The sequence below is a fragment of the Solibacillus faecavium genome (genome assembly GCF_014836905.1).
Lineage (GTDB): Bacteria > Bacillota > Bacilli > Bacillales_A > Planococcaceae > Solibacillus > Solibacillus faecavium.
Window position 1 is genome coordinate 45,451 of sequence record NZ_JACSPZ010000004.1, and the last position, 12,976, is coordinate 58,426.

Annotated in this window: 10 protein-coding genes; all 10 read right to left on the bottom strand. The window is 41.4% G+C overall.

Annotated features, from left to right (window positions below):
• Positions 1 to 17 precede the first annotated feature (17 nt).
• Positions 18 to 974, bottom strand: a complete 957-nt coding sequence (locus tag H9635_RS09460; protein WP_191699951.1) for an aromatic acid exporter family protein — start codon at positions 972 to 974, stop codon at positions 18 to 20.
• 73 nt (positions 975 to 1,047) lie between these two features.
• Complete coding sequence (locus H9635_RS09465; RefSeq protein WP_191699952.1) at positions 1,048 to 1,488, bottom strand: BrxA/BrxB family bacilliredoxin; 441 nt, start codon at positions 1,486 to 1,488, stop codon at positions 1,048 to 1,050.
• Positions 1,489 to 1,560: 72 nt separating this feature from the next.
• Positions 1,561 to 2,652, bottom strand: coding sequence for a methylmalonyl Co-A mutase-associated GTPase MeaB (gene meaB, locus H9635_RS09470; protein WP_191699953.1), 1,092 nt, complete (start codon positions 2,650 to 2,652; stop codon positions 1,561 to 1,563).
• Positions 2,652 to 4,802 carry a methylmalonyl-CoA mutase gene (scpA, locus tag H9635_RS09475; RefSeq protein WP_191699954.1) on the bottom strand — a complete coding sequence of 717 codons (2,151 nt, stop codon included), beginning with the start codon at positions 4,800 to 4,802 and terminating at the stop codon, positions 2,652 to 2,654. Before scpA ends, meaB begins: the two co-directional genes overlap by 1 nt.
• Positions 4,799 to 6,475 carry a methylmalonyl-CoA mutase family protein gene (locus tag H9635_RS09480; protein WP_318245199.1) on the bottom strand — a complete coding sequence of 559 codons (1,677 nt, stop codon included), beginning with the start codon at positions 6,473 to 6,475 and terminating at the stop codon, positions 4,799 to 4,801. Before H9635_RS09480 ends, scpA begins: the two co-directional genes overlap by 4 nt.
• A 132-nt stretch (positions 6,476 to 6,607) precedes the next feature.
• Positions 6,608 to 7,951: a dihydrolipoamide acetyltransferase family protein gene (locus H9635_RS09485; RefSeq protein ID WP_191699956.1), complete on the bottom strand. Its 1,344-nt coding sequence runs from the start codon at positions 7,949 to 7,951 to the stop codon at positions 6,608 to 6,610.
• Positions 7,952 to 8,241: 290 nt separating this feature from the next.
• Positions 8,242 to 9,225 carry an alpha-ketoacid dehydrogenase subunit beta gene (locus H9635_RS09490; protein WP_191699957.1) on the bottom strand — a complete coding sequence of 328 codons (984 nt, stop codon included), beginning with the start codon at positions 9,223 to 9,225 and terminating at the stop codon, positions 8,242 to 8,244.
• Positions 9,225 to 10,235 (bottom strand): thiamine pyrophosphate-dependent dehydrogenase E1 component subunit alpha, encoded by a 1,011-nt coding sequence (locus H9635_RS09495; RefSeq protein ID WP_191699958.1) that lies wholly within the window; start codon positions 10,233 to 10,235, stop codon positions 9,225 to 9,227. The genes H9635_RS09490 and H9635_RS09495 overlap by 1 nt, the downstream gene beginning before the upstream one ends.
• 70 nt (positions 10,236 to 10,305) lie before the next feature.
• Positions 10,306 to 11,715 (bottom strand): dihydrolipoyl dehydrogenase, encoded by a 1,410-nt coding sequence (gene lpdA / locus H9635_RS09500; protein ID WP_191699959.1) that lies wholly within the window; start codon positions 11,713 to 11,715, stop codon positions 10,306 to 10,308.
• A 133-nt stretch (positions 11,716 to 11,848) separates the two neighbouring features.
• The gene (locus H9635_RS09505) at positions 11,849 to 12,943 is read right to left on the bottom strand and encodes a Leu/Phe/Val dehydrogenase (protein ID WP_191699961.1); all 1,095 of its coding nucleotides are present in this window, start codon (positions 12,941 to 12,943) and stop codon (positions 11,849 to 11,851) included.
• Between the last annotated feature and the right edge of the window lie 33 nt (positions 12,944 to 12,976).

The following is a 12,976-nucleotide window of genomic DNA, read 5'->3' on the forward strand; positions in this document are numbered from 1 at the left end:
TTCGTACATCCATTTTTTTATTTCAAACCTTTAAATGATTGCTTTATAACAAGATAAGCATCCATTTCCTCAATAAACTGATACAACGATGCCATCGCAATAAACGTCTCATGGTCATTAGGCAGCGGCATTTTTGCAAACTCTTCCTTCACTTTATCCAACTTCTCCAAAAAATGACTTGCGGTATTTCCCGAGTGAACATGTTCACTGAGGTCCTCAATAAATGCTGCAACTAGTGGCGCCTGCTCTGTCATAACTGGCAGTGTAGTAATTTTAGGCAACACACGTTCAATAATTTCGAGCTGCTTTTCACGCATATCAAAATACACATAATATCTATTCTCTTTACGTGTTAAATGGTTTTCTACATCTTTGAATGCCAGTGCTTTCCCTGCATCAATCACCTTTGCGGCTTCAATAATTTCTTTACCATCCCATAACGTATCACCATTTCGTAAATACACGGCAATTTCCGCCAGTATTTTCTTTAATAATGATTCAATCTTTTCACGATTGTAAAACAGGCCGTGCTGTATATCAGGCATGTACATATTAATAACTACCCCGACGCCAAAGCCGATTGCCATTAATCCCAATTCATTTAATAGTAAATCGGTTGTAAAATCAGCAGTTAAAAAAATATGCATCATAATGACAGAACTCGAGATAAAGCCTTCCACAACCCGCAATGATACGATCGTAGGTATGAATAGAAGTAAAACAATCCCCAAAACTATCGGTGAATAACCGAATATTTCGAAAAATATGAATGCATAAGTCATACCTACTAATGTGGAAACGCCTCTCGTATAAACTGCATGGAGAGACTTTCGTTTAGTTGGCTGAATACATAAAATCGTTAAAATTCCGGCCGCCGTAAAAAACTGTAAATCAAAATACTGGGCAATTGCTATCGCGATAGAAGCTCCAAGCGCTGTTTTCAGTGTACGATAGCCGATTGAAAATTTTTTCATATCGGTAGTACCCCCTTTTTATAGTAAGTGTGACGGGTGCACATTATGACACCCGTCCACTTAAAATAATTGCTTAGATTTCTTCGCAGTTCTCTTCGAAGTGTCCTTGTAGGTTTGTTACTACACTCATTGGATCATGACCTTCGATTTCAAAACGACCCACTTCTCCAACAACTTGACCATCTTTTAATAAGATAAATGATGGTGATGATGGAATGTGATCTTCACCGAAATAGTAACGCGCAGCTGCTGTCGCTTCTTTATCTTGACCAGCAAATACTGTTACTAAATAATCCGGACGTTTATCATAATGTACAGCATGTGTTGCTGCTGGACGTGCAATACCGCCTGCACAGCCACATACAGAATTCACCATTACAAGTGTAGTCCCTTTACGAGCAAACGCTGCTTCTACTTCTTCCGGAGTGCGCAGTTGTTCATAGCCTGCTGCTTCCATTTCTGCACGTGCAGTCGTTGTAATTTGTTGCATAAATAAATCATAATCCATGTTCATAAGCTTTTTAGCCCCTTTCAATATTCCTTTTTACTATAGCAAGGTTACGAAAGATGTGCAAAGACTGTTGATTCATTTATTATTATCTTCTTCACCAAATAATGTATTGACCCCTTGTGTAACGGTTAAACGTCCATGCAAAATTTCATCCTCAAGTGAACGTACTTGCTTTTTACGATCTGAATTTTTATAAAACGAATCGATTAAATGGTCGGTAATCATCGAATGGAACCAATCACGTGTTTGTTTATGACGGCGAAGATTCCAATAGTTGGACTCTTTCACGGTCTGCTCAAATTCCATCAACATCGCCCAAACATTATCCAGGCCTTTTTTCTCCATTGAAGAAACAGTTAAAGCTGTACTTAACCAGCCTGGTGTAGATGGCTGCAGGAAGTGAAGTATTTGTTTGTATTCCTGCATTGTCCGACGTGCCGGGCGAACATTGTCACCATCCGCTTTATGGACGATAATACCGTCTGCAAGCTCCATGATGCCCTTTTTCATACCTTGCAGCTCATCGCCTGCACCCGTTAATACGAGCAGCAGGAAGAAATCGACCATGCCGCGTACATACGTTTCACTTTGTCCGACACCGACTGTTTCGATTAAAATCACGTCATAGCCGGCCGCTTCACATAAGAGCATAGTCTCACGAGATTTTTTATGAACACCGCCTAATGTTCCGGCACTAGGTGATGGACGAACAAATGCGTTTTCTTGGCGCACTAGTTCTTCCATCCGTGTTTTATCTCCTAAAATACTGCCACCTGAAAGTGACGAGCTAGGATCTATCGCCAACACGGCTACACGCTTCCCCATTTTACAGAGCATTGTGCCAAACGCTTCAATAAATGAGCTTTTGCCTGCCCCCGGAACACCTGTTATACCTATCCGAATTGCATTGCCTGTATGTGGCAAAAGCTCTTGTAATAGCTTTTGTGCGTCTTCTTTATGGGTATTGTTCGAGCTTTCAATAAGCGTAATTGCCTTTGCAAGCGATGTACGGTCACCAGCTCGAACTTCCCCTGCTAACTGTTGAATATCAAGCGCTTCCTGCTTTTTTTTCCTGAATTTCTTTGGGTTTGAATAGCTCATACCATCATGACCACCCTTCACGCCATCCATGACAAATAAAGCACTTTTGTCTTGATGTGGCTTCATTATTCCGCCACTTCCTCATAGCCTAGCTTTTTATAAATTTCTTCTATGATACGCATTGCTGAAACCGGAATTACTGAACCTGGACCGAAAATGGCTACAGCACCCGCTTCATATAGGAAATCGTAGTCTTGAGCTGGAATAACCCCGCCGCAAATAACGATAATATCTTCGCGACCTAGTTTTTTCAGTTCCGCGATTAATTCAGGCACTAATGTTTTATGTCCTGCTGCAAGTGAAGAAACACCAACACAGTGAACATCGTTTTCGTTTGCCATTTGAGCCGTTTCTTCTGGTGTCATAAATAATGGAGAAATATCTACGTCAAAGCCTAAGTCGGCATAGCCCGTTGCAACAACTTTCGCACCGCGGTCATGTCCGTCTTGTCCCATTTTCGCCACTAAAATACGTGGGCGACGGCCTTCTGCTTCTAGGAAATCTTCTGTCATTTGTTTTACTTCAGCAATCATTTCATCATCTGAGAAGTTTGCTGAATATACCCCTGAAATTGAACGGATAATCGCTTTATGACGACCTGATACCGCTTCAATCGCATCAGAAATTTCACCTAATGATGCACGTGCGCGAGCTGCATCTACAGCAATCGCCAATAAGTTTTCAGAGCCGTCCTCAGCTGCTTTTGTAAGACGGGCTAAATGTTTTTGCACTTCCGCTTCATCACGTGTTGCCTTCATTTTTTCAAGTCGGGCAATTTGTGCTTCACGAACGATTGCATTGTCGATATCTAAAATATCAATCGGATCTTCTTCAGCAAGACGATATTTGTTAACCCCAACAATCGTTTCTGCTTTTGAGTCGATTTTTGCCTGGCGTTTTGCCGCAGCTTCTTCAACTTTCATTTTTGGCAGACCTGTTTCGATCGCTTTTGCCATACCGCCTAGCCCTTCAATTTCCTCGATTAATTCCCATGCTTTTTCTGTCAGTTCTTCTGTTAGTTTTTCAACATAATACGAACCGCCCCATGGATCGATTACTTTCGTCATACCCGTTTCTTCTTGCAGGAATAACTGTGTATTACGTGCAATACGAGCCGAGAAGTCTGTTGGTAAGGCGATTGCTTCATCGAGTGCATTCGTGTGAAGTGATTGAGTATGCCCCATCGCTGCTGCATTCGCTTCGATTAATGTACGCGTTACGTTATTGAATGGGTCTTGCTCCGTTAAACTCCAGCCTGATGTTTGCGAGTGTGTACGTAGTGCAAGAGACTTTGAATTTTTCGGGTTAAATGTAGACATCATTTGTGCCCAAATACGACGTGCTGCACGCATTTTTGCGATTTCCATGTAGTAATTCATACCGATAGCCCAGAAGAATGATAATCGTGGTGCAAATGCATCGATATCAATCCCTGCTTTTAATCCTGTACGTACATATTCCAAACCGTCAGCCAATGTATAAGCAAGCTCGATATCATTCGTCGCACCAGCTTCTTGAATATGGTAGCCTGAAATTGAAATCGAGTTGAATTTTGGCATGTATTTAGCTGTATATTCGAAAATATCGGCAATAATTTTCATCGACATAGCTGGTGGGTAAATATACGTATTACGCACCATATACTCTTTTAAAATGTCGTTTTGAATCGTTCCTGCCAATTTGTCTGGTGAAACGCCCTGCTCTTCTGCAGCCACAATATAGAAAGCCAATACAGGTAGTACAGCACCATTCATTGTCATTGATACCGACATTTGATCCAACGGAATTCCGTCAAACAAAATTTTCGCATCTTCAACAGAATCGATTGCCACTCCGGCTTTTCCGACATCCCCTGTTACACGAGGGTGATCTGAGTCATAGCCGCGGTGTGTTGCTAAGTCGAATGCTACAGATAAACCTTTTTGTCCCATCGCAAGGTTACGACGGTAAAACGCATTTGATTCCTCTGCTGTCGAGAAGCCTGCATATTGACGAACTGTCCATGGACGAGCAACATACATTGTAGGGTATGGTCCACGCGTATTAGGTGCGATACCTGCCACATCATTTAAATGTTTAGCTTGTTGATTATCTGCTTGATTGTATACCGAATTTACTTCGATGCCTTCATTTGTTAAATATGAGCCTGTAGAAGTAAGTTGCTCCGCCTTTAGCACATCTTCAATTACAACGGATTCGAAATTTGCTTTACTCATTGTTGTACCTCCTTCACACGCGTCACGACATCATTTAGTTTTTGAACAATATTTTGACCCGCAAAAATAAAGCCCTTTAAGCCATTTGCAGTCCATGCTGCTTCATCATCTTTGAATTTACCAGCAACATCCAGTACGACATTTGCTTTTTTACTTTGTAGCAGTGTCGGTAAAATGGCCTTTGTATCATCATCAGTAGCTGCAACAACCACATAATCATATTCCGCGCTTTCTAACCACTGCACAGCATCTTCAATTGTTTGGAACCCGGCAGTTTGATGTGCCACAATTCCTGCTGTTGCAAAGAAGCCTTGTACGAAATCAGCACGTGGTTTATAGTTTTTCAGCTCACCAAATGTTAAAATAGCTGGCTTTAATCCTGATTGAGCAAAATTAGCACGCAAATTTTCAAATGGAAGTGCAATACGCTTCACATCAGCAAATTGAGCGTTTTCAGCTGTAGGGATTTCATCTACAGGATTTGCATAAATATTTGTACCAATTAAAGAATGCTTACGTGTTTCCACTTGCGCAATTCTTGTGTTATAAACTTCTTCAATTTTTGCATCAATGCCGTAAGCGTGTAATCCGCCTGCTTTTTCGATTTCCAAAAACAGTGCCCATGCTTCTTTTACATAATCCGCTGTCAATGATTCGATAAAGTACGAACCACCAGCTGGGTCGATTACGTTTGTTACGTGAGACTCTTCTTTTGTAACAAGGGATACGTTGCGTGCAATACGGACAGATTGGCCAGTCAGTGCTGTTAATGCGTCATGTGGATGCACTGTAATTACATCGGCACCACCGATTGCCGCTGAGAATGCTTCGTTTCCTGCGCGTAATAAGTTTACGTATACATCATACTTTGAGAAGCTACGTACAGATGTTTCAGCTACTACCGTTACTGCACTTGCTTCATGACCAAATGCTGAAGTAAACGCTTTCCATAACACTTTGAATGCACGGATTTTTGCGACTTCTGCAAAGAATTGTGTATCGACAGCAAATTGCACGAAAAATTTATTTTCAAACGTTTTGAAATCATCCGTATCTTTAGCCAGTTCAGCAGCTTGTACTAATGCAATAGCAAGCTCTTGAACTGCATTTGCGCCATCATTGTGGAACGGAACTGTGTCGGCCGCATATGTACGGACGTTTGGATAATCAGCCAGCAAAATGGCTTCTGGTGCAACAATGAATCCTTTTACAGCTGCACGTTTTGATTTATCTATATAATCAAATACACGTAACACGTCATCTTCAGAAGATTTCACTGTAACTTTAAATGAATTTTCAGAAAAATAAGTAGCGAGTTTGCTTAAATTTTCTTCTGACCAGTCAAAAGCAACAGGGCTGTAGATAGTAATCATTTCGTTGCCACGTAATAAGCTTTCTTCTAGGTTTGCAAAAAAGCTTGCAGCATCTGCCCCATTAATTTGCTGTGCAACAGTAAAACTTGCTGACTCAGTTAGCGAGCGAATCGTTGATACTTGCTTTTCTAATTGATCCCCCAGCTTCTCCAATAATGTTTCTTGTGTATATAGTGGCTCAAGCGTAATGTTTTCAATCGTTTTTGTGAATAGGGATTCAAACGGTTTTCCTTTTAAAGCTTTTACCGCTTCTTCCTTCCACTGATTGTAGCTAGCAGACTGAAATTCAATATCTTTCATATTCATTGACATGTGGACGCTTAGTAGCTTCCCCCCTTGTTATATTTCTGTACTATATTTTACACGAGAATGTTCTGACAATAAAGTAAAAAAAAACGCGAAAGCCTTATTTTACAGGCTTTCGCGGTACTTTTAGTAGACTGACATCTTCTTTTTATCTACGTTTTCGAGAATTTCCTTCACACGAGATAGGAATTTACCACAAATCATACCATCCAAAATTCGGTGGTCTAATGATAAACATAAATTTACTATGGACCTAGGTGCAATCATATTACCCTGTACTATTACAGGCTTCTTTACAATACTTTCCACCTGTAATATTGCTGCTTGTGGATGGTTGATAATGCCCATTGACTGAACAGAACCAAATGAACCCGTATTGTTGACCGTAAATGTACCACCTTGCATATGCTCGAGTTTCAGCTTCCCAGTGCGTACAAGATGTGCATATTCGTGAATTTCTCTTGCAATGCCTTTAATCGATTTTTCATCGACATTTTTAATAACCGGCACAAACAATGCATCATCTGTAGCAACTGCAATTGATAGATTAATATCTTTCTTTTGAATAATTTTATCTTCAGCCCATACAGAGTTGATGATTGGATATTCTTTTAACGCCTGCGAAACAGCTTTTAGGAAGAATGCGAAATAAGTTAGGTTAAAGCCCTCTTTTTTCTTAAATTCCTCTTTAATGCTATCTCGGTATTCGACAAGCTCGGTTACATCCACTTCCATCATCATCCATGCATGAGGAATTTCATGTGTACTGCGCAGCATGTTTTTCGCAATCGCTTTACGTACTTGTGTTACCGGAATTTCAATATCTCCTGCAGCCGTCACTTGTTCGTTTGGACGTGGTGCAGCTGGAGACGGTGACGAAGGCTGTGGTTGAGGTGTCATTTCATGCTGTGGCTCAACAAATGCTACTGGTTGTTCATCATTTGAGATTGCTTGATTAGTAGGCTTTCCAGCTGCCACGTATGCTTCGACATCTTTTCTCGTAATACGGTTGCCCGTTCCTGTACCTTCGATTTGGGACAAATCTACATCATGTTCATTTGCCAATGCTAAAACTGCCGGAGAAAATCTGCCCGGTTTTCGTTCTGTACGAGCTGGTTTCTCCTCTTTTTTTGCAACCGGCTCTTCTTCTTTTCGCTGTACTCCTGCATTTAAAATTGCTGAGCTGACATTTGAGCTTTTTTCTACAGGTGCAGGTGGCAGTTCGGACCCTTCTATTTCAATCGTACATACAACTGCTCCTACCGGTAGAGTTTCGCCTTCAGAAGCGATGAGTTCCTTAATAACACCAGCAAAAGAAGAAGGGATTTCTGCATTTACTTTATCTGTCGTCACTTCTGCCAACGGGTCATATTTATTTACTTTATCGCCCACCTGGACTAGCCAACGCTCGATTTTACCTTCTGTTACACTTTCGCCAAGTTGTGGCATGACAATATTTTGAATGGTCATTTAACAATCCCCCTTTAACTAATAACACTTTGGTGAAATAGTACAAATTTCCACATTTAATATGATTCCTCCGCATAATGTAAGAGTTGATTTCCATTCCGGGTCGGACGCTTTCCGCGGGCACGGCTCCAACTAACTTATTTCGGAATACATTCCGAAATAAGTGGATTTTCCGCTCGTGCTCTTCCCGCAGGAGTCGCCTCCCCTTCATTTCAATCAACTCCTTCTTTTATAAGTTTGTGGCCAGCGCATACTCAACTTTCGAATAAAAATGTATTACATTATAAATTCTAAAACGCTGCGAGTTCGCGAATTGCCTTTTCCACTTTGTCAGGATTAATCATGAAAAACTTTTCCATTGTTGGTGCATATGGCATCGCGGGAACATCAGGTCCTGCCAATCGTTTGATTGGTGCATCTAAATCAAATAGACAATGCTCTGCAATAATCGCCGCTACTTCACTCATAATGCTACCTTCTTTATTATCCTCTGTTACAAGCAGGATCTTCCCTGTTTTCTTTGCGGCTTCAATAATCGCTTCTTGATCAAGAGGATACACTGTCCGCAAATCCAGAATATGTGTTTCAATACCATCTTTGGCTAAACGCTCTGCAGCTTGTAGGGCAAAATGAACAGCTAATCCGTACGTAATCACTGTGACATCATCACCTTCACGCTTCACATCCGCTTTGCCAATCGGCAATATATAATCATCTGTAGGTACTTCCCCTTTAATCAGGCGGTAAGCACGCTTATGTTCAAAAAATAACACTGGGTCCGGATCGCGAATAGCCGCTTTTAATAATCCTTTTGCATCATATGGCGTTGAAGGAATAACGATTTTTAATCCTGGTGTCCCGGCAAACATTGCTTCTACCGATTGTGAATGATATAGTGCACCGTGAATCCCACCGCCAAATGGAGCACGGACAACTAACGGACAGCTCCAGTCATTGTTAGATCGGTAGCGGATTTTTGCTGCTTCTGAAACAATCTGATTCACTGCTGGCATAATAAAGTCTGCAAACTGCATTTCAGCAATTGGACGCATCCCATACATCGCTGCTCCAATCGCAACACCTGCTATGGCACTTTCAGCTAAAGGTGTATCGAGCACACGTGCTTCACCAAACTGATCATATAAACCAGTTGTTGCTTTAAATACCCCGCCTTTTAAACCGACGTCTTCTCCTAATACGAAGACACGCTCATCACGTTCCATTTCTTCTTTCATTGCTAAGTTAATCGCATCAATATAAGAAATTACCGGCATTACGCATCCTCTCCTTCCGCATACACGAAACGCATCGCATGTTCCGGTGAGGCATATGCTGCATTTTCTGCATAGTCTGTCGCCTCGTTAACCGTTTGCATTATGCGATCATTTATTTGCTCAAATAAATTATCATCCGCAATTCCGCGGTCTTTTAAGTATGCTTCGAAAAGAAGAATCGGATCTTTTGCCTTTCCTTCTGCAATATCCTCGGCTGTACGGTATTGACGATCATCATCATCTGAAGAGTGTGCCGTTAAACGGAAAGTAACCGTTTCAATTAAAGAAGGGCCCCCACCGCTGCGTGCGCGATCCGCTGCTTCTTTAATAACTTTATACACTTCCAACGGATTTTTGCCGTCTACTGTTACCCCAGGCATGCCATAACCAATTGCACGGTCAGACACTTGTGCACAGCCCAACTGACGTTCTACCGGAACAGAGATTGCATATTGATTATTTTCAACCATGATAATGACCGGTAATTTATGAACGCCTGCAAAGTTGGCTCCTTCATGGAAATCCCCTTGGTTTGACGAACCTTCACCTAATGTCACGAATGTAATAAAGTCCTTTTGCTGCATTTTTCCTGCAAGTGCCACACCGACTGCATGCGGTAACTGTGTCGTTACAGGCGATGATCCCGTAAGTATGCGGTTTTTCTTTTGTCCGAAGTGTCCCGGCATTTGACGACCGCCTGAATTTGGATCTTCAGCTTTTGCAAAGGCAGAAAGCATTAAATCCTTTGCTGTCATGCCAAAATGAAGGACTACCCCCATATCACGATAGTATGGTGCTATATAATCCTTCGTATGGTCAAGTGCAAATGCAGCCCCTACCTGAGCCGCCTCCTGTCCTTGACATGAAATAACAAACGGGATTTTGCCTGCACGATTTAATAGCCACATACGCTCATCTATACGGCGAGCCATTAGCATCGTTTCATACATTTTAATTGCATCTGCATCCGTTAACCCTAACTCTTCGTGTGTAATATTTGTTTCAGTCATAAAATACCCCCTATCATTTATCAATTATTTCTTTGCATAATTGAATCATAGCGCTAAAAATTATAAGAAGTTAAAAGTGGATTGCTTTTCCTTCAATTGCAAGTGCTGCTTCTCCGATAATTTCACTCAACGAAGGATGCAAGTGCACCATTTGTCCAAGTTCCCAAGGAGAAGCGTTTAAAAATAGCCCTAGTGCTGCTTCAGATATTAAATCTGTCGCATGAGGACCAATTAAGTGTACACCTACTAAATCATTTGTGTTTTCATCCGCAATGACTTTTACAAATCCTTCTGTTTCCCCATAAACAATTGCTTTACCTATTGCCTTGAACGGGAAAGTTGTCGATACGACATTATAGCCGTTATCTTTTGCTTGTTGTTCTGTAAGACCAACGCTAGCTACTTCCGGATTACTGTAAACACCTCTTGCAATGTTGGCGTAATGAAGTGGATTGGAATTTCCGCTAGCAATATGTTCCACTGCCAAAATACCTTCATGTGATGCAACGTGTGCCAACTGCATTCCACCGATAACGTCTCCAATAGCATATATATGACTTTCTTTCGTCTGGAAATTATCATTTACTGAAATAAAGCCATTTTCGACTTCTATTTCCGTGTTTTCAAGTCCGATATTTTTTGTATTCGCTATTCTTCCGACTGACAATAGAAGTGCCTCTGCCGAAATTTCCTTATCATTCAGCTGTAGTGATACATTATCCTGTACATTAATTGCTGAAGGATCAAGCTTCACATTCAGATGGACGTTTACACCACGCTTTTTCAATGATTTAAGCATTTCAGCAGAAATCGCTTCATCCTCTGTCGGTAATAAACGGTCACCCAGCTCCAAAATCGTGACATCGACATCAAAATCAACAAGCATCGAAGCCCACTCAACACCGATTACACCACCACCGATAATAATGACAGACTTAGGTAGCTTTTCAATTGTTAAAAATTCATCCGATGTGAAAACTTTTTCCCCATCGACTTTTAACCCATCCAGGTGTCTAGGACGGGAGCCTGTCGCAACAATTACGTTTTTCGGGACAAGCATTTCGTTTTCCGTACCGTCATTCATTTCTACTGAAATGGTACCTGGCATCGGAGAGAATATAGAAGGACCCATAATACGACCGAAACCGTCATATACATCAATTTTCCCTTTTTTCATTAAGTGTTGGACACCTTTATAAAGTTGCTCTACGACGTTTGACTTCCGCTTTTGAACTTGTTCGAAGTTAACCTTTACATCATTAACTTCCACTCCAAAATCAAGCGCTTTTTTTGATTGTACATATACTTCTGCACTGCGGAGCAATGCCTTCGTAGGAATACAGCCCGCATGTAGGCATGTGCCCCCAAGCTTATTCTTTTCAACGATTGCCGTTTTCAAGCCAAGCTGTGATGCACGGATTGCAGCAACATAACCGCCTGTGCCACCGCCTAAAATCACAACATCATAATCTTTCGCCATTTCCAACACCCCTTTTTGCATTTAAAATCCAATACACCTCTGCAGTCATCCGGATGTGGCATTTTGTTGCAAAACCACACCCGTCACATTTAACAAAGGCTTTATCTTTTAGCAAGAAGCTAGAAGAAATCTATTAACGTCCATTTAATATGTTTTTTTCATTTTGCAGGAACTGACTGCGGGATTTTGCTACACGGGCAATACGCTCTTCAGCCAAACGATTCGCTGCTAAGTATGTTGGAATATCTTCCTTTTTCGAGATCGCAAAAATTTTCTCTAAACTTGTGTAAATCGTCTCAACCCGCTTCATCGCACGTTCACGGTTATAGCCGTATAATTCGTCAGCAACGTTAATTACACCACCAGCATTAATTACATAGTCCGGTGCATAGACAATACCCATTTCATGCAATACTTTACCGTGTCTAGATTCTGCCAGCTGGTTATTCGCCGATCCTGCAATCACTTTTGCTTTTAATTGTGGAATCGTTACATCATTCACAATAGCGCCAAGTGCACATGGTGAGAAAATATCGACTTCCTGCTCGTAAATTGCATCCGGTGCAACTGCGACAGCATCAAAATTTGATACGACACGGTCGATCGCCTGCTGATTAATGTCGGTTACAATCAATTTCGCGCCTTCTTTATGTAAATATTCACATAAAGTATATGCAACATTTCCAAGCCCTTGTACTGATACTGTACGACCCGACAGTGAATCATCGCCAAACGCTTCCTTCGCTGCTGCTTTCATCCCCAAAAATACACCATATGCTGTAATTGGCGACGGATTGCCAGAGCTGCCGAATGCTGGCGATATACCTGTTACATAATTTGTCTCTTCGTGAATTAAATCCATATCGGCCACTGTCGTACCTACATCTTCTGCTGTAATGTAACGACCGTTTAAGCCTTGGATAAAGCGCCCTAAAGCGCGGAACATTTCTTCATTTTTATCTGTGAATGGGTCCCCGATAATTACGGTTTTACCACCACCTAAATTTAAACCTGCCGCCGCATTTTTATATGTCATTCCACGGGCTAGACGAAGTGCATCTTCAATTGCCGCTTCCTCTGAGGCATAAGTCCACATCCGTGAACCTCCTAGAGCTGGACCTAATGTTGTATCATGAATTGCAATTACCGCTTTTAACCCCGATGCTTCATCTTGGCAAAAGACAACTTGCTCAAAATCATACTTCTGCATGTACTTGAAAATCTCCATAATACTCTACTCCTCCAATTAAGAAAGCGCTTA